Raw genomic sequence first — 19,460 nt, 5'->3', positions numbered from 1 at the left:
TTCCTCAGCTCGCCGTTATTCAACTAGAACGGGAATGCCGTCACGACTTTACCGTCATTTACGACGACACGAATGCCTGTCAACTCTCCCCCACCATTCGCCGGACCGGCCCTTCCAATAGGAACCCCGAAATCCCACTCGTATATCTGTCCGGCGCGCGGCCTACCGGTTTCAGGGTCCGGAGTGTTCGCCCTTGGCGTCCCTCGGTCGATGGTCTCCGCTATTCGCCCACGAACATGCTTGGCCTTACCTGTAAAAATTCCAGCCTTATCGTCGACCTTCACACCGCCAGGACGGTGCCGATCCACGATGTGCTGCCAGTCTCCATTGTCCAGCGCCGCAGTTCCGCACAACCCACTCGAATTGTGAACCAGGACCGGCGTGGCCCCCGCCAGCACATAGTACGTGTGGAGTTGCTGGACGGTGAGGTTCCAGCGGTTCGCAGCGCCAGGCGTAGTTTTGGTCGTGACGACGTATGCGTGGCCGTTGGCATCCGTGTTGAGGGCGTCGCCGCGATGGAGTTTTCCGGCGGGGACCCATGTGTGCTTGGTGTCGTCCCAGAAGGGATGATTAGAGGTCGTGTGGATGGTCGCGGTGTGGCCGTCTTTGGTGCGGATGGTGACATCGAGCAGGTCGTGGTCGTGGTTGATCCACACGTGCTGGACGGTGCGGGAGCCCTGGTGTTTGCCGGTATTGGGGTCTGCGGCTTCGACCTTGTCACCGGTTTTGATCTTTCCGATGGGTTTGGTCTTGCCCTTGTCCATGAGGACGGGGGTGTCGGGGCTGAAGCTGCACGGTTCGGCGGCGCTCAGCTCGCCTTCCGCGGCTTCGCCTGCTTCGGCTTCGCCACCGCCGGCGAAGGCGAGGAGGGCGTTCGCCATGAATCCGCCGGCGTCGTAAGAGTGGGAGGAGGTATCTACGCCCGCGTGCGAGACGAGGGATCGATACGCTCCGCTGGCTGTGCCACAGGAGATGCCATAGGTGCAGGCAGGGGAGAGTGCCTCAGCGATGTTGACCAGTGAGCCGATGGCGCCCGCGAGGGCGTCCTTCACTGAGAACGACTTCGGCTTGTAGTGCTCGTTCCTGTCGACCTGCTTTTCGATGGCCCCGTAGCGTGTGGCCTGGCCCATGGTTCCGTACGTGGGGGTGTTCTCGTAGTAGCGGGTTTGGGCGTCAGGGGATGTGTATTCGGTGGTGTGCCTGGTGATGACCCCGCCGTGGCAGTTGTAGAGGGTGCCGCATTCCTCGCTCCGCTCACCCGTGGGGTCGCTGTTGGTGACGGGGTTGTCGGCGGCGTAGGTGTATCCGTTGAGTTCCTGGGAGCTGGTGGCCTCAAAGAGGGGGTCGAGGCTGATGAAGCGGCCGAGGGCGGGGTCGTATTCGCGAGCACCGACGTCCGTCAGGCTTGTCGTTGCATCGGTGGTTTTGTTGAGGAAGGTGCGGTTGTCGGCCCAGGTGGTGGTGGTGCCGCGGGAGTTGCCGTAGGGGTCGAACTGGCGCCAGGTGGGTGTCTGGGCGGTGTAGTCGAGGTAGAGGCTGTTGGTGCCGTGCTGGTCGGCTGCGAGTTCGAAGCCGTAGTTGGTGCCGGTGCCTGTGCGGATGGCGGTGGCGCCGCCAGGGAGCGGGTAGTAGCGCACGCCGGTGGCGGTGCCTGCGGAGGTGTTGAGGGTGATCTGCTCGCCGCCGAGATACAGGGTGGTGGCGGTGGGGTCGATCTGCAGGAGCAGGTTGCCGCCGGCGTCGTAGATGTAGTTGGTGGCGGTGCCGGTGGTGCTGTTGGTGACCTGGGTCAGTTGTTCGTTGTTGTTCCAGAGGAGGGTCTGGTCACCGGTGCTGGTGTCGCGCGTTGTGGCGTTGCCGGCGCTGTCGTAGCCGTAGCTGGTGGAGCCGGTGGAGCCGCCGGTGGTGGTCGTGCTGGTCAGGGTGTTGGGCTGGCTGCTGGACCAGCCGCTGGTGGTGACGGTGTCGCTGGCGGTGCCGGAGACCGTGTGCTGGGTCTGGGTGTTGCGGTTGCCGATGTCGTCGTAGCTCCAGCTGGTCCAGTAGGTTCCGCCGCTGATGCCGTCGCCGACGGTGCTGTGGTTGCTGGTGGTGGGGGTGGCCGCACAGGAGTCGGTGGCGGTCCAGGCTGCGGTGAGCCGGTCGAGTGGGTCGTAGGTGTAGCACTGGGTCTCGGCCGTGGTGCTGCTGCCGGAGCGGGTTTCGGTCTGGTGGGTGGTGTTTCCGGCCCGGTCGTAGGCGTAGGCGGTTTCGTCCACGCTGGCGGGGGTCGTCGTCGAGCGGGTGACCAGTTGGTCGGTGAGGTTCCCGGTGTGCGCGTCGTAGGTGTCGGTGGTGGTGGCGTAGGAGGTGGAGGAGCCGAGTTGTACCTGGGCGATCTGGTTGTAGGCGCTGTAGTTGACACTGTGCAGGTAGCTGTAGGCGCTGGTGGCCAGCTGGTCTTCTTCGTCGTCGTTGTTGTAGCCGTGGGTGACGGTTTCGGCCGGCAGGCCGCCGCCGAGGGCGTAGCCGTCGGTCCACAGCAGTCCGTTGACGCTGGTGTAGCTGTGGGTGGTCTTCCAGGTCTTGCCCAGCACGGTGCCCTGTGCACCGGAGGGGATGATCGTCTCCTCGCCCAGGGATTCGCCGAAGACGTTGAAGTTCACGGCTTGATCCACGTAGGCGTAGCCGCCGCTGTAGGAGGTGGCCGTGGTGACGTGCCCGATCGGGTAGGTCATTCCGGAGATCGCGGCGTTGGCGTTGTCGTACACGAACGCGGCGGTCTGGTTGCCGGGTGAACTGGTCGAGGAGTATGCGACCTGGTCGGCGGTGGCGGCGGCGTACTGGCCGGTTTTCCGGTCGAGGGCGTCGTACGTGTAGGAGACGTACTGGCCGCGGGAGTCCTTGGTCTGCAGCAGGTTGCCGTCGGCGTCGTAGGCCATGGAGGAGGTGCCGGCTGTCGGGTCGGTCTTGGATGTCACCTCCCCGGCCAGGTCGTAGTGACTGGTCCACAAATCGCCCTTGGCGTCTGTGGTGGTGGCCTGTCGGCTGTGACCGTCGTAGCCGTAGGTGGTGGCCGTGGTGGTACCGCCGGTGACGTAGAACGTGCCGGTGGTCGTGTTCGACGGCGTGGTCAGCGTCGGCGCGGCGGTGTAGTCGTCGAGTTCACTGCTCCGGCCGAGCGGGTCGGTGCGGGTGGTCTGGATGACCCCGCCCGTGGGCGGGATGATCGTGGTGGCGTCGCCGTTGTATACCGCGGTGGCCGTCGAGACGACGGAACCGTTCTTCTCGGATGTGTCGTAGACCTGCCGGCCGAGCCCGTCGTAGGTGTAGACGTCCTGGTCGGCGACCTGGTTATCGGCCACCGAGTCGAGAGTCAGGGTCGGTGTGGTGGCGGAGTCCCAGTAGCCGGTGTTCTTCTTCACCACCCAGCCACGCGAGTCGTAGAGAGTGTCGTCGATCAGCCGTCCGCCTTGGGGCGTGTAGGTCTGGGTCTGGCGAGTGCGGCTGAAGGAGTCCTCGATGCTGGCGGAGGTGAGATAGCCGCTGTTGTCGTTGAGGGTGTTGGTCACCACGCCCGACAGCGAGGTGTTCGACAGTGTGTACGTGTAGGTCTGGTTGGCCAGTGAGGTGGTGGCGCGGGAGTTCTTCCACACGGACGTGGGCCGTCCGAGGGCGTCGTACTGGGTGGTGGTGACGACGTGGTTGGCGTCGGTCGTGGTGAGGGCCAGGCCCCGCTCCGGGTCGAACGTCGTGCTGCCGGTGTGGGCGATCCCGCTCACCGTGGGCTGGGTGACGCTCTGTCCGGTGGTCAGGTACGCCGCGTTGACCGTGTAGCTGGTGGTGGTGGTGTTGCCGTCGCCGCTGGTGGTGCCCGACAGCCGGTGATAAGTGGCGTCGTAGGTGTTCTGTGCGGTGGTGCGCCAGGTGAACGCGCCGGCGCCGTAGTCGGTGGCTGTGCGGGTCATCGTGACCAGGCCCATGGTGGGGGCACTGGCCTGGGGGAAGGCGGTGGAGAAGGTGGTGTCGTCGTAGAACGTCCGGGTCGCGGAGATGACCTGGTCGGGGCGGTTGACGCTGGTGGGTGCACCGAGGGTGTTCAGTCCGTTGGGAACGGACGAGGTGGACCCTTCGGTGAAGCCGGAGCAGGCCACCGAGTCGGCTTCCGTGGCGGAGACGAGGCCGATGATGTGGGCGCTGGTGTTGGCCGGGGCGTAGGTGGTGGCGGTGCACTGGTCGTAACTGGTGGCCGCCGGCACGGTGTGCGCGTAGCTGTAGGTCGCCAGGCCGAAGTCGTCGTCGGAGCGGGTGGCGTCGTAGGTGGTGTCGGTCTCCGTGTAGCGCCAGCTGGTGGTGCCGCCGTCGGTCAGCCGTTGCCGGGTCCAGTCCTCCGCGGTGCCCGTCGCGTTGGCGGTCAGGTCCGGCAGTTTGAAACGGGTGCGGGTCGCGGTAGCGGCGGAGATCCAGTACGAGGAGATCGTGGAGTGGTCGACACTGCCACCGTTGCCGAGATAGGAGGTCGATTCGAGGACGTTGCCGGACAGCTGGGGGGCGTCGGTGTGGCTGCCGCCCTGGGAGTCGGTCAGCGACACGCTGCGGGTCGAGGTGGACGACAGCCAGTCGCCGTCCATGCCCTGGTAGTAGGAGTCGACCTGCTTGGTCTGGGCGTCCCCTGCGCCGTTGCCGGTGGTGGTGGTCACCTTCTGGTAGCCGCGCCACTGTCCGTACGTGCGGTACTTGGCCTTGGTGGTCTCGTCGTCGTCGTAGTGCCAGGCCGCACCGCTGTAGGAGTAGTCGGTTTCCTTTGTCGCCGAGCCGCCGGTGGTGTCGGTTTCCAGAACTTCCTGGACGGCGTACTTGTTGAACCAGTCCAGCATCGGGCTGATGTAGCCGCTGGGAGTCCAGTACTCGGGGAAGCAGGAGGCGGTGTTCGACGACGGGGTGGCCGAGGTCGAGCACGCGGTCGGCAGCGTGTAGGAGACGCCGATGACGCCGCCGAGTTCGGTGGTGATCGCCGTGATGCGGTAGCGGAACAGGCCTGGGTAGGTGGAGGTGCTGACCCGGTTCTCCAGCGCCGAGCCGGTGAACTTCACCGGCGGCGTGGTGATCGAGGATGTCGAACCGCCGGCGGTGGTGTCCGCGCCGGTGCGCTGGACGGAGGCCAGCCACAAGGTGGCACTGGTCGCATCGCCCGTCGACGGCTCGGTCTGCGTCAGCGCGTAGGAGTCGACCGTCGCGTACGCGCTGGAGGAGACCGAGTACTGCTGGGTGGTGATCGAGGTCAGGCGGACGGTGGAGAAGAACGAGGGCGCGTACGCGCTGCAGGTGGCCCCGGACGCGCAGACCAGGTCGTAGGGGACGTCCGGGTAGTACGACGCGTTGGAGGAGGTCTCCGCACTGCCGCAGTTGGTGCTGGTGGATGTGCAGCGCACCGCCGTGCCGTACACGACCTTGTCGGGAACGGTGCCATACGGGCCGGTGGCGGTGGTGAATCCGTAGTCGATGTGCGCGAGGTAGGAGTCGCGCACATATTTGACCTCGGAGTCCCCGTTGTGGGCGCCGTAGTAGTTGGTGTCCTGCTTGTAGTAGTAGGCCATCGCGGCACCGGTGGCGGTGGTGACGTAGTCGAGATGCCACTTGTAGGCCATGGTGCAGTAGCTGCTGGTGGCCGTGGAGTTGTAGCAGGGGTCACCACTGTGGGCGGCGTAAACCCGCTCGGAGTCCACGGAGTTGGTCGTGTCGTTCCCGGACGCCCAGCCGGGCAACTCGTTGCGGCCGAAGTAGAACTTGCTGCCGTCGCGTTCGGTGATCACCCAGTACGAGGTGTCGTAGGTGCCCGACCTGTTCGCCGAGCTGGTCACCTTGGTGACCGTCTCCCCGTTGTCGTCGGCCAGTTTGTAGGTGGAGGTGCCCGAGTCGTAGACGATCGAGGTCGAGGACCCGTTCAGCGACAGCGTCAGGATCGGACCGTCGTAGCACTCGTCCGAGGTGGTCACCGACCCGGCACTGCCCTCCGGGGAGTCTGTGCACGGGGTGAACTCCTGAGAGATGGAGGAGTCCTGGGTACTCCACCCGTCCCCCACCCAGGATGCCTGGGCCTGAGTGTTGGCGGTCTTCCCGTCGACGGTGCCGGAGTCGTAGGACAAGGACGCGTCCGGTGCCAGCGATGTCGAGGCCGCCGGCGATGTCACGTTGTAGGTGTAGGTGAAGTCACCCGACGACCCTGTCTGGCCCCAGGAACCCGCGGACGACAGCGTGGAGGCGTAGTTGCCTCCTGCCCCGCCTTCTTGGCCGGTCGAGTCGGTTGCCGCGATCACCGTCGCCGCGCCGGAGGTCGAGGCCGTCTGCGCGGACGCCCCGGCCGACGCTGCGCCGGAGTAGACGGCAGAGGCCGCCGAGACCGCTCCCGACTGCCGTACGCCTGTGTAGGCGGCGGTCTTCGCGGAGGTCTGACCGGTCAGCGTGACCACTGCCGAAACCGCTGCGGATCGGGGATCGTTGGCCGAGGTCAGCGGTGTCTGCTTGCGGCACTTGGCGAGTTGGGGGGTCGTCAGTGCGCAGGCCGGCAGTGTCACCAGCCGCAGCCGGGAGGCGTAGTTGCCGCCGAGCGCCTGGCTGAACGCGCCGTAGTCCAGACCTACTTTCACCTGCCCTGAGCCGGACGCCGCCGCGTCGGCACTCTGGCCGGTGGCAAGCGACCAGACCGGACCGGTCACCCCCAGTCGGGTAGACAGGGACCGGGCCTTGACTGAGACACCCACCGTTTTCGGGCCCGTGTAGGTGCCCTTGCGGGGAGCTACGGCCTGCGCCCATACCGGAGTCCCCGCCGCAAGTGCCTTGGCGCCGGTGGCGGCCGAGTGCGTCGGCGCTTTGAGCTGAAGGGACCCGCTGCGGGCGGCCGGCCACGCGGTCCGGGTCGGCACGGTCGTATGCCGGGTGGCGGTGGACGTGCGTACGCGCTTGTGCGGTACGGGCTTCAGGCCGGTGACTGAACGGCCGAGGTCCGCCTTCGGCTCCACCGCCGCAGTGGATGCGGTGGACGGGGTCAGCGCGGTCGCTGTCGATCCGAAGGCCAGGCTCAGGCACAACGACCAGGCCAGGACCGCGGCCCACCCGACCAGAAGCCTCCTGGCCGCACGCCGGTATCGCGCCTTTACCACTCCACTGTTTCCGCGCACCCGTCTACCGGACACGGCTTCCCCCCTCGCCATGACGACATGCCGAAATATCGAACGACCACCTGGGCCAATTGCAGCTGCGGTGATTGTTCTCCGACGGAAAGAAGTACATGAAGGTTCAATCCAAATGAATAATGAGTTAGGAAAGAACGCGCCCGAGAAGGTGGCCAAACTTCAACAGAAGTGGACATCCAAGGCATGTACACGACGTGACCTGGATCACATAGCCGCATGTCAGGCCATTAAATCCTCATACGGTGACGCGATCCGACCGCCTTCCGCGCCACACCCGTGCCCCACTCCGGAGCATGCGGAAACCGCAGCGGACACCCAAAACCGCCGAGGCCATTTTGCAAGACATTGACCTTCGTACGGGGTCGTTCAGCGACGGTCAAGGGTAAGTCGTGCGGAATTTTCCATCAGCATGAATAATTGGGGGAAAGAAAATGCAAAACATTTCACGGACATCTCTGCCCCGTTCCTGGGCGCACCGCATAATCGTCGGCGTCACTGCCCTAGCCGTCTCAGGCACCGTGGGGCTTCCCGGCATCGCTCACGCGGCCACATCCGCGTCTCACGCCGACACAGCCAGCCGTACTTCGGGCGGCGTCTCCGCCGGGCTGAGCGAGGATCAGGCCCTGGCGAAGGCGCGGGCCTCCGGCAAGCCAATCCAGGCCACGGCTGCGACGACGGACTCCTCCACTCTGACCGCGAACCCGAACGGCACCCTGACGCTCAGACAGACCATCGCTCCGGTACGCAAGCTGGTGCACGGGAGATGGAAGAGCCTGGATCCCACGCTCGTACGCCAGGCGGACGGCACCATCTCCCCCAAGGTGTCGACCAGTTCCCTGACCCTGTCCGACGGCAGCACGGACGCCCCACTGGCCACCATGCGGGCCGGCGACGGAGCCCTGGCGGTGTCCCTGCCCGCCGCGTTCACGCTGGGAACCCCCTCACTCTCGGGCGCCACCGCCACCTACCACAGCGTGCTGCCCGATGTCGATCTCGCCGTGACCGCGCAGGACACCGGCGGGTTCAGCGAGGTCCTGGTCGTCAAGAACGCCACCGCCGCGGCGAACCCGGCACTCACCGACCTGAATCTGTCCACCAAGGCCACCGGGGTCACCCTGGCCAGCGACACGGCCGGCGACATCACCGCCAAGGACCGCCACGGACGCACCGTCTTCTCCGCCACCGCCCCCACCATGTGGGACTCGGGCCATGCCGCCGCGAACACTCCGAGGGCGACCAACCCCCAGACCCGCCAGAGCGTCGACACCCGCACCGGCAACCCGCTGGCTTCCAGTCCCGCATCGCCCGGAACCGCCGCCCGTACCACCAGCCTGAAGGCCGCCTATCACGGCGGGAAGATACGGCTTTCGCCCGATCACGGCCTGCTGACGGGCAAGCACACGGTCTATCCCGTCTACATCGACCCCACCTTCGTCCCGTCCGGCCAGACCGACACCGTCCAGGCGTGGGCGTTCGTCGACAGCGAGTGGCCCGACACCTCCTTCTACAAGCCCGCCGCCTCGATCCCCGGGCCCCTGCACGTCGGTTACACCGACTGGACCTCCGACGTCTCCACCAACCGGGCCCTGTTCCAGACCAGCATCCACAGCAGCATCTGGGGTGCCAAGGACGTGATCAGCTCCAAGATCTCGTTCTACGAGAACTGGTCAGCCTCCTGCACCAAGACGGAAGTCGACCTGTGGCACACGGCCTCGATCTCCTCCGCCACCACCTGGTCCAACTCGCACAGCTCCAGTGACCCGGACAACAAGTTCTGGTTCAGCAAGCTCGACACCCAGACCGTCGCCCACGGCTGGTCCACCTCCTGCGGCCCCGCGGACGTCACCTTCGACATCAGCTCACTGATGCAGTCGGCCGCCGCCGGCAAGTGGTCGAAGGCCACCTTTGGGCTGCGCGCCGCCGACGAGGGCGATGACCTGGCCTGGAAGCAGTTCAGCAAGCAGGCCACCATCACCACCACCTACGACCACACCCCCAACACCCCGACCACCCTGACCACCAGTCCGGCCACCAGCTGCACCGCCACCACGCCCACCACGCTGGGCCTGGGCGACGTCACCCTGCGCGCCGCGGTCTCCGACCCGGACGGCACCACCAGCCCCCTCACCGCGAACTTCACGCTGAAGAACATGTCCAGCGGCACCACCTACGCCCGGGGGATCAACGCAACCAGCGGCACGACTGCGAGCACCCTCTACTCCCACACCAGCAGCTCCGGCCCCTTTGCCGCGCTCACCGCGAAAACCGAGTTCGCCTGGTATCTCACCGTCACCGACCAGGATCTGACGAGCAGTCAATCCAAGACCTGCCACTTCTACTACGACCCCACCGCACCCGGCGCCCCCACCATCAGCCCCGTCACCTCGACCACCAGCCAATGCCCAGAGCTCACCGACAGCGCCTCGGGCGACAGCCTGTGCAGAGTCGGCACGGCCGCCGGCTTCACAGTGACCGACACCAACACCACGACCGCGCCCGGCAGTTACCGCTACCAGCTCAACGGCGGCAACCCGGTCAGCATCACCGCCTCCAGCACCAGCCCCTACACCGCCACCATCTCGCTGAAGCCGACCACACAGACCAACGTCCTGACCGTCACCGCCGTCGCCAGCAGCGGCAACATCGGTGACACCTACGACTACCGGTTCATCGCAGCCGCCCCGGCCACCGCCCCCAGCGACGACCTCAACGGCGACGGCAACGCCGACCTGCTGACCGTCGGCGGCCAGAATTCCCTGCCCGCCGGACTCTGGCAGGCCACCGGCACCGGCGGCGGCAAGATCGACCCCGTCGCCCGGAACATCGGCATCGACGGCAACGGCGTCTCCACCACCAAGACCGCCACCTCCTTCTCCAGCACCCAGGCCATCACCGGCCACTTCTTCACTGGAGCCGGCTTCAACGACGTCCTCGACTACGGCTACGACACCTCCACCGATACCGTCAGCGCCGAGATCCTGCGCGGCCAAGGCGACGGAACCGACCTCCAGCCCGTCGACTCCCACCCCGTCACCAACGCCGACGCCGTCTTCGCCCTGACCGACTCCGACGGCACCACGACCGGCACCCCCACCCGCGCCACCTCCATCGCCAGCGGCGGCAGCCTCTACAACACCGTCAACGGTGACACCTCCACCGGCTACCCGGACCTCCTCCTGCTGATCAACGGCTCCCTGTACGACGAACCCTCCAACGTCGACGGGGGCCTCTACCCCGGAGCCAACCAGGCCACCGAGCTGGCCCACTACAACCCCTACTGCCTCGCCCAGAACACCGCGACCACCACCAACTGCACCAACGACTGGAGCGGCTGGACCATCACCAGCACCCTGGTGGGCGGCCTGCCGGCGCTGTTCGCCCGCGACACCAGCACCGACAGCGGCGACCTCTCCGCAGGCCAGCTCTGGTACCTCAGCCCCGACAACCTCCAGACCCTGACCTACGACTCCCTCTCCAACGGCGCCACCGACACCACGCTCACCTCGGTCGAAGCCGCCACCAGCGGTTGGGACTCCGTCAGCCAGCCCACCCTCCAGGCCGCCGACATCAACAACGACGGCACACCCGACCTGTGGACCACCAGCAGCACCGGCACCGTCACCGCTAGTGAGATGACCCTCACCGACACCACCGCCACCTTGACCACGCCCACTGGTGCTGTCCAGGCGCTCAGCACCGACACTCACGACTGGCCCCTCAACGACTACGACACCACCGCCCTGACCGCCGACGACTCGGCCACCACCGCAATCACCCTCACCGGCACCAGCGACGTCACCGCGCCCACCGACGGCCTGTTCGACCCCGACATCGCCCTCGACTCCGCCGACCACGACTACCTGCAGGGCAGCAAAGCCCTCGATCTCACCAAGTCCTTCACCGTGTCCCTGTGGGCCGATCCCACCGCCTACGGCGGCGCCGTCCTCTCCCAGAACGGCAGCGCGGACTCAGGGATCCTGCTCATCCCCACCACGGACGGCTGGCAGTTCAGCCTCAACACCGGTGCGGGCACCGCCTGGAGCTTCGACACCGTCACCGGCGGCACCGTCCACCTCGGCACCTGGGCCCACCTCACCGCCACCTACGACAAGACCACCGGTGTGATGAACCTCTACGTCGACGACGTCTTCGTCGCCACTGGCAACCACACCGCACCCACTTCCTCCCCCACCACCGGCGCGTACTTCGAGCTCGGCGACGACTGGCACACCAGCGCCCGCGCCGACTACTTCACCGGTGAACTCGCCCGCGTCCAGACCTGGACCGGCGCCGTCGTACCCCCCGCCCAGCCCTACACCCCCGCCGGATACCACCAGGCCGTCACCCCCACCCGCATCCTCGACACCCGCTCCAGCAGCGGGCTCACCTACACCAGCGGCGTCACCGCCGGCACAAGCACCGTCGCAACGGACTCCGTCACACATCTGAAGATCGCGGGCGACAGCGTCACCTCCCCGGTCAGCGGCGCACCCACCACGATCCCGGCCTCGGTCACCGCGGTCGCCGTCGACGTCACCGCCACCGCACAGACCGACGGCGGTTACGTGACCACCTACGCCGACGGCACCCAACGCCCCAAGACCTCATCCACCAACTTCACCGCGTCCACCACGGCAACCGGCTACCAGATCGTCCCCGTCGGCAACGACGGCAAGATCGACCTCTACACCCACATCAACACCACCGGCGGCACCGCCGCCCTGATCGTCGACGTCACCGGCTACTTCACCAGTGATGCCACCGTCACCGGCGACCAGACCTACACACCGCTGAGCAGCGCGGTCCGCGCCCTGGACACCCGCTCCAGCATCGCCCACACCAGCCTGACCAGCACCGGCACCGTGGCAGCCGACAAGACCTTCACCCTGCAGATCACCGGCCAGAACGGCATCCCCAGCACCGCCACCGCCGTCGCCATCAACCTCGCCGCGGCCGACGCCACCGGCACCGGCTACCTCCAGACCTACGCCACCGGATACGCACCCACCGCCGCCACCAGCCTCAGCTTCAACAGCGGCAACGCCATCGCCTCACTCTCCGGCGATGTCCCCATCGGCACCTCCGGAACCATCACCATCTCCGTCCACGCCAGCGCCACCGCCGTCCTCGCCGACATCTCCGGCTACTACACCACCAGCACCACCGGCCAGAAATTCCACACCATCAACCCCACCCGCCTGGTCGACACCCGCAGCGGCATCGGCGGATCCACCAGCCCCGTCGCCGCCAACAGCACCTACACCCTCAACAGCACCATCACCCAGCACGTCACCATGGCCACCACCCCCACCATCGCCGCCATGGTCACCATCACCGGCCCCACAGCCGGCGGCAACGCGACCGTCTACCCCACCAGCGTCGGCAAACCTGCCACCAGCAATATCAACTGGGGCACCGGCGACACCCTCGCCAACCTCACCCTCACCCCCACCGACATCAGCGGATCCATCACCCTCTACAACGACAGCACCGGCACCACCGACCTCGTCATCGACTCCAGCGGCTACTACGCCTGACAGCACCAGCCCGTTGAAACCGCGGGGCCGGGCACACAGCACGTGCCCGGCCCCGACCAACTTCCTGTACAGGGCCGACATGCAGCGCGGGCGCCGTTCCACGCACGGGCAGGTCGGCCACCACCGCCTGCTTCTGCATTGCTGCCAGAGCGGTCGAAGTCCGTTCAGAGGCCGCTGCACCTGTGTTCCGGGCCGTTTCCTCTTCGGGCCGTTTCACTACCCCCGGCCATCGACAGACGTCGTCTCCGCAGCCGCCTGCGGAGAGGACAACGAGTCGGCCTCGCCGCCCCGGCCCCTGTACGGCCCCTGGGTCTCGGCATCGGCCCTCAAGGCAGTCGTCCTGACCGCGAGCGACACCCTCGACCATCTACTCAGCCGCAGGTCACATGGGTTGGAACTCCCCCGACCGCCGCCGGACTCCAAACCCACGCGCAGCGGATTCAGTCCGTTCAGGCAAAGTTGCCACTCCGACAGCACAAAAAGAACGTTTCCGCAGGTCACAGGCCTGCACAGGTGGGGCGGGTGGGACTCGAACCCACGGCCGACGGATTATGAGTCCGCTGCTCTAACCGGCTGAGCTACCGCCCCATTACGGCGCGTCGCGCACATTTGTACGCGCCGTCTGCCGCAGCATAGCCGCTCATACGATCTCCTGCTTCGGATGGTCGACTTCGCACGACCATGAGGACTGCGGCCTGCCCCGGGCGGTTCCGGGGGACATGAAAAAGGACCCCAACGGGGTCCTCGTCCACTCTCCAAGCGCCTGCTCTCCCGACTGGACTCGAACCAGTAACCTGCCGGTTAACAGCCGGCTGCTCTGCCAATTGAGCTACGGAAGATCGAAGCTCCCCCGACTGGACTCGAACCAGTAACCTGCCGGTTAACAGCCGGCTGCTCTGCCAATTGAGCTACAGGGGAATGCCTCGTTGCATCGATCGTACCTACCCGGGTATTCGCCAGGGGGCGTGCGCTCGCTGCGACACATACATTAGCGCAAGCAGGGGGGTGCTCCGCCAATCGGTTCCCCCGGCACCGATGCCGCGCCGGAGACCCGCGAGGGACAGACCCGCGAGGGACTACGCAAGGGAAGGGTGGCTGTCATGCGCTACAAGCTCACGTTCGTCGTCGGACTGGCTCTGGGTTACGTGCTGGGCACGCGGGCCGGACGCGAGCGCTACGAGCAGCTGAAGAAGTCGGCGCGTCAGGTCGCGCAGAACCCGGCTGTCCGCAACACCGCCGAGTCGGCGGCGCAGCAGGGCCGCCAGTTCGCGGGCAAGGCGTACCACGTGGTCGGCGAGAAGGTGGGCGATCGGGTCCCCGACTCGGTCGCTCAGCGCGTACGGTCCCTGCGTGAGCGCAACGCGAACGGCACGGGCGAGGACGACTGGGGCACCAGCACCCCCTAGGGAGCCGCGACCCGGCGCAGTCACCTCCCGCCGTACGGCAGAATTTCTGCCATGGGGATAGTCGCCGGGTTGGACAGTTCGCCCGATTTCACTCGTATCGTCGTCTGTGACACGGACACGGGGTCCGTGCTCAGGCAGGGATACGCGCCGCATCCGGTCGAATCGGAGACCGAGGGCGGCGGGCGGCCCTCCGATGTCGATCCACAGGCCTGGCTGCTGTCGCTGGGCGAGGCGGCCGGTGGGGGGCTGCTCGAAGGTGTGCAGGCCATCGGTGTGTCCGCGCAGCAGAACGCGCTGGTGCCGCTGGACGCGCAGGGCAACACCGTGCGGCCCGCGATGGTCGGCGGTGACAAGCGGGCGCAGGTCGCCGCGGCCGATCTGATCGACGCGCTCGGCGGCCGCGAGGCGTGGGCGCAGGCGGTGGGCTGTGTCCCGCAGGCCGCGCAGCCGGTGACCAAGCTGCGCTGGCTGAACCGGACCGAGCCCGACAACGCCCGCCGTACGGCCGCCCTGTTGCAGGCCCACGACTGGCTGGTGTGGCAGCTCCTCGGGCGGCCGGTCAGACGGACCACCGATCGGGGCGGGGCCTCCGGGACCGGGTACTGGTCCGCCGCCGGCGGCGGTTACCGGCCAGACCTCGTGGAGCTGGCCCTCGGTCACCAGGCCATGCTGCCCGAGGTGATCGGCCCGTCCGACGCGGCCGGTACGACTCCGGAGGGACTGCTGATCTCCGCCGGGACCGGCGAGACCATGGCCGCCGCCTTCGGACTCGGGATCGGGTTCGGGGATGCCGTGGTGTCGCTCGGTGCTTCCGGGTCCGTGATGGCCGTACACCCCGAGGCGCTCGTCGACCAGAGCGGGATGATCACCTCGCTCGCCGACGCGACCGGGATGCATCTGCCGGTCGTCACCACACTCAATGCCGTACGGACCCTGCGCGGGGCCGCCGAGCTGCTCGGGCTGCCCGATCTGGAGAGTCTGTCCGAGCTGGCGATGAAGTCGACTCCGGGTGCGCACGGGCTGGTGTTCCTGCCGTATCTGGAGGGCGAGCGGACGCCGAATCTGCCGCACACCGCCGGGACGCTGGCCGGGCTGCGGCGGGAGTCGATGAAGGCGGAGCATCTGGCGCGGGCCGCGTTCGAGGGCATGCTGTGCGGGCTCGCGGACGCGCTGGACGTGCTGCGCGGGCGGGGTGTGGCGGTGCGGCGGCTCTTCCTGCTCGGGCCGGCCGCCGAACTGCCCGCCGTGCAGGCCGCGGCGCCCGCGCTCTTCGGGACCCAGGTCGTCGTACCGCAGCCCGCCGACTACGCGGCGATCGGTGCCGCCCGGCAGGCCGCGTGGGCGCTCGGTGTCTCCCAGGGCACCCTCGACCCGCGCACCCCGCCGCCCTGGCAAGGTCCGGTCGCGCAGGTGCTGGAGCCGGGTGACGAACTGGCCGTAGGGCAGGCCGTGCGCCAGCAGTACGTGTCCGTACGGGAACAGACCCATCCGGGGGCGTTCCGGTCGTAGGAGTTCATGCGTTCCGCTCTTAAGGGTTCATAAGGGCGCATGTGGCACTGCTCTTGGCTTAATCAGTTGAGGTAACGCGGGTGGAGTGTCGGACGATGGGGGGCGAGGGGGCAGACCGCCCACCCCCCACCCGCCGACTCCGAGAGACCCAGCGTGCTCATACGACTTCTGCGGACCTATCTCAGGCCCTACAGGAAACCCATCGCCCTGCTGGTGCTGCTGCAGTTCCTGCAGACCTGCGCCACCCTCTACCTGCCCACCCTGAACGCGCACATCATCGACAACGGTGTCGTGAAGGGTGACACCGGTTACATCCTGTCGTTCGGTGCCCTGATGATCGGGATCTCGCTCGTCCAGGTCGTCTGCAACACCGGTGCCGTCTACTTCGGCGCCCGCACCGCCTCGGCGGTCGGCCGGGACATCCGGGGTGCCGTCTTCGACCGGGTGCAGTCGTTCTCGGCCCGCGAGGTCGGTCACTTCGGCGCGCCGTCGCTGATCACCCGTACGACCAATGACGTGCAGCAGGTCCAGATGCTGGCCCTGATGACGTTCACGCTGCTCGTGTCGGCGCCGATCATGTGCGTCGGCGGGATCATCCTGGCGCTCGGTCTGGACGTGCCGCTGTCGGCGGTGCTGATCGCGGTGGTGCCGACGCTGACCATCTGCGTGACGATCATCGTGCGGCGGCTGCGCCCGCTGTTCCGGGCGATGCAGGTGCGCCTGGACTCGGTGAACCGGGTGCTGCGCGAGCAGATCACCGGCAACCGTGTCATCCGCGCCTTCGTCCGCGACGAGTACGAGAAGGACCGGTTCCGGAAGGCCAACTCCGATCTGACCGAGATGCAGCTGAAGACGGGCAACCTGCTCGCGCTGATGTTCCCGGTGGTCATGACGACGGTGAACCTGTCGTCGATCGCGGTGGTCTGGTTCGGCGCCCATCGCATCGACAGCGGCGGGATGCAGATCGGTGATCTGACCGCGTTCCTCGCCTATCTGATGCAGATCGTGATGGCCGTGATGATGGCCACCTTCATGTTCATGATGGTGCCGCGCGCGGAGGTCTGTGCCGAGCGCATCGAGGAGGTCCTCGACACCGAGTCCAGTGTCGTACCGCCGCTCGCGCCCGTCACCGAGCTGCGCCGGCACGGCCATCTGGAGGTCCGCGGGGTCGGCTTCTGCTACCCGGGCGCCGAGGAACCCGTACTGAAGTCCATCGACCTGGTGGCCCGCCCGGGCGAGACGACGGCCGTGATCGGCTCGACCGGCAGCGGAAAGTCCACCCTTCTGAGTCTGGTCCCGCGCCTGGTTGACGCGACCGACGGCGAGGTCCTCGTCGACGGAGTCGCCGTGTCGACCATCGACCCGGTACTGCTCGCCAAGACGGTCGGCCTGGTCCCGCAGAAGCCGTACCTCTTCGCGGGCACGGTCGCGACCAACCTGCGCTACGGCAACCCGGACGCGACGGACGAGGAGCTGTGGCACGCGCTGGAGGTGGCGCAGGCCAAGGGCTTCGTCGAGGGGCTGGAGAACGGGCTCGACTCCCCCATCGCTCAGGGCGGTACGAATGTCTCCGGCGGTCAGCGGCAGCGGCTCGCGATCGCCCGGACGCTCGTGCAGCGGCCGGAGATCTACCTCTTCGACGACTCCTTCTCCGCCCTCGACTACGCGACCGACGCGGCACTGCGGGCGGCCCTCGCGCACGAGACCGCCGAGGCGACCGTGGTGATCGTGGCGCAGCGGGTGTCGACCATCAGGGACGCCGACCGGATCGTCGTACTCGACGAGGGACGGGTCGTGGGGACGGGCCGCCATCACGAGCTGATGGCGGCCAACGAGACCTATCGGGAGATCGTGCTCTCCCAGCTCACGGAAGCGGAGGCTGCCTGATGGCCGGGCCCATGGGGCGGATGATGGCCGGGACGGGCCCCGACGCCCGTTCGATGGACTTCAAGGTGTCCGGCAAGCGGCTGATCAGTCAGTTCAAGCCGGAGCGGCTGACCATCGGCATCCTGCTGGTGTGTGTGGTGATCAGCGTCGGGCTGAACGTGGTGGGGCCGAAGATCCTCGGCAACGCCACCGACCTGGTCTTCGCGGGCATCATCGGGCGGCAGATGCCGGCCGGGACGACCAAGGCGCAGGCCCTCCAGGCGATGCGCGACCGGGGCCGGGGCTCGATCGCGGACATGCTGCAGAGCACGGACTTCACACCGGGCAAGGGCATCGACTTCACCTCGGTGGGTCATGTGCTGCTGCTCGCGCTGGGCACGTTCCTGGTGGCCGGGCTGCTGATGGCGGTGGCGACCCGGATGGTCAACCGGGCGGTCAACCGGACCATGTTCCGGCTGCGCGAGAACGTGCAGACGAAGATGTCCCGCCTCCCGCTGTCGTACTTCGACAAGCGGCAGCGCGGTGAGGTGCTCTCGCGCGCGACCAACGACATCGACAACATCGGGCAGACGCTCCAGCAGTCGATGGGCCAGCTGATCAACTCGGTGCTCACGATCATCGGTGTGCTCGCGATGATGTTCTGGGTGTCCTGGCTGCTGGCGCTGGTCGCGCTGGTGACCGTGCCGCTGTCGTTCCTCGTCGCCACCCGCATCGGCAAGCGCTCGCAGCCGCACTTCGTGCAGCAGTGGCGCTCGACGGGCAAGCTCAACGCGCACGTCGAGGAGATGTACACCGGGCACAACCTGGTGAAGGTGTTCGGGCGGCAGGACGAGTCGGCGCAGCTGTTCGCCGAGCAGAACGACGCGCTGTACGAGGCGGGCTTCAAGGCGCAGTTCAACAGCGGGATCATGCAGCCGCTGATGATGTTCGTGTCGAACCTCAACTACGTGCTGGTCGCGGTCGTGGGCGGCCTGCGGGTCGCGTCCGGCGCGCTCTCCATCGGTGATGTGCAGGCCTTCGTCCAGTACTCGCGCCAGTTCTCGATGCCGCTGACGCAGGTCGCCTCGATGGCGAACCTGGTCCAGTCGGGCGTCGCCTCGGCCGAGCGGATCTTCGAACTCCTCGACGCCGAGGAGCAGTCGGCCGACCCGATGCCGAGCGAGCGCCCCGAGGAACTGCGCGGCCTGGTCGCCCTGGAGCACGTCTCCTTCCGCTACGACCCCGACAAGCCGCTCATCGAGGACCTCTCGCTGACGGTGGAACCGGGCCACACGGTCGCGATCGTCGGCCCGACCGGCGCCGGCAAGACCACCCTCGTGAACCTCCTCATGCGGTTCTACGAGGTCTCCGGCGGCCGGATCACCCTCGACGGCGTGGACATCGCGCGGATGTCCCGCGACGAACTCCGCGCCAATATCGGCATGGTGCTCCAGGACACCTGGCTGTTCGGCGGCTCGATCGCCGACAACATCGCGTACGGCGCGTCGCGGGAGGTCACCCGGGGCGAGATCGAGGAGGCTGCGCGGGCGGCGCACGCCGATCGGTTCGTCCGTACGCTGGCCGACGGCTACGACACCGTCATCGACGACGAGGGCACGGGCGTCAGCGCCGGTGAGAAGCAGCTCATCACCATCGCGCGGGCGTTCCTGTCCGACCCGACGATCCTCGTCCTCGACGAGGCGACGTCCTCGGTCGACACGCGCACCGAGGTGCTGATCCAGAAGGCCATGGCCAAACTCGCCCACGGGCGTACCTCGTTCGTGATCGCGCACCGGCTCTCCACGATCCGGGACGCGGACACGATCCTGGTCATGGAGAACGGCGCGATCGTCGAACAGGGCGCGCACGCGGACCTGTTGGCGGCGGACGGGGCGTATGCGCGGCTGTACAAGGCGCAGTTCGCGCAGGCGGTGGCGGAAGTGGACTGAGGTGGCACCCCGCGCCCCGAA

The 19,460-nt window shown here is 67.3% G+C and carries 6 protein-coding genes and 3 tRNA genes; 5 read left to right on the top strand and 4 right to left on the bottom strand.

The window, feature by feature from the left end; all coding sequences use genetic code 11:
- Positions 1-23 precede the first annotated feature (23 nt).
- A complete protein-coding gene (locus AB0I51_RS02395) occupies positions 24-6,998 on the bottom strand; it encodes a polymorphic toxin-type HINT domain-containing protein (protein WP_362970542.1) in 6,975 nt (2,324 codons plus the stop codon).
- Positions 6,999-7,690: 692 nt separating this feature from the next.
- Between AB0I51_RS02395 and AB0I51_RS02390 the strand changes: the two genes are divergently transcribed.
- Positions 7,691-12,709, top strand: a complete 5,019-nt coding sequence (locus tag AB0I51_RS02390) for a LamG-like jellyroll fold domain-containing protein (protein ID WP_362970540.1) — start codon at positions 7,691-7,693, stop codon at positions 12,707-12,709.
- Positions 12,710-13,223: 514 nt separating this feature from the next.
- Here the strand turns inward: AB0I51_RS02390 and AB0I51_RS02385 are convergent.
- From AB0I51_RS02385 to AB0I51_RS02375, 3 genes are all read right to left on the bottom strand, one after another.
- Positions 13,224-13,297 (bottom strand) — tRNA-Ile (locus AB0I51_RS02385).
- 178 nt (positions 13,298-13,475) lie between these two features.
- Positions 13,476-13,548: transfer RNA gene (locus AB0I51_RS02380), tRNA-Asn, on the bottom strand.
- Between the two features lie 6 nt (positions 13,549-13,554).
- Positions 13,555-13,627 (bottom strand) — tRNA-Asn (locus AB0I51_RS02375).
- A gap of 182 nt (positions 13,628-13,809) precedes the next feature.
- Between AB0I51_RS02375 and AB0I51_RS02370 the strand changes: the two genes are divergently transcribed.
- The 4 genes from AB0I51_RS02370 to AB0I51_RS02355 all read left to right on the top strand — a co-directional run bounded on the left by AB0I51_RS02370 (position 13,810) and on the right by AB0I51_RS02355 (position 19,439).
- Entirely contained in the window at positions 13,810-14,115 is a 306-nt protein-coding gene (locus tag AB0I51_RS02370) for a YtxH domain-containing protein (RefSeq protein WP_362970538.1), read from the top strand.
- Between the two features lie 51 nt (positions 14,116-14,166).
- On the top strand, positions 14,167-15,624 hold the full coding sequence (locus tag AB0I51_RS02365) for an FGGY family carbohydrate kinase (protein WP_362970536.1): 1,458 nt from the start codon (positions 14,167-14,169) through the stop codon (positions 15,622-15,624).
- A gap of 153 nt (positions 15,625-15,777) precedes the next feature.
- On the top strand, positions 15,778-17,511 hold the full coding sequence (locus AB0I51_RS02360; RefSeq protein WP_362970534.1) for an ABC transporter ATP-binding protein: 1,734 nt from the start codon (positions 15,778-15,780) through the stop codon (positions 17,509-17,511).
- Positions 17,511-19,439 carry an ABC transporter ATP-binding protein gene (locus AB0I51_RS02355; protein WP_362970532.1) on the top strand — a complete coding sequence of 643 codons (1,929 nt, stop codon included), beginning with the start codon at positions 17,511-17,513 and terminating at the stop codon, positions 19,437-19,439. The genes AB0I51_RS02360 and AB0I51_RS02355 overlap by 1 nt, the downstream gene beginning before the upstream one ends.
- Positions 19,440-19,460: the final 21 nt, after the last annotated feature.

The organism is Streptomyces sp. NPDC050549 (assembly GCF_040655035.1).
Classification (GTDB): Bacteria; Actinomycetota; Actinomycetes; order Streptomycetales; family Streptomycetaceae; genus Streptomyces.
This window is presented reverse-complemented; position numbering and strand designations above follow the sequence as displayed.

What these genes read in the sequence shown, in the direction of transcription:
- AB0I51_RS02370 (WP_362970538.1), top strand. Translation starts at nt 13,810, where the DNA reads ATGCGCTACAAGCTCACGTTCGTCGTCGGACTGGCTCTGGGTTACGTG.
- AB0I51_RS02365 (WP_362970536.1), top strand. Translation starts at nt 14,167, where the DNA reads ATGGGGATAGTCGCCGGGTTGGACAGTTCGCCCGATTTCACTCGTATC.
- AB0I51_RS02355 (WP_362970532.1), top strand. Translation starts at nt 17,511, where the DNA reads ATGGCCGGGCCCATGGGGCGGATGATGGCCGGGACGGGCCCCGACGCC.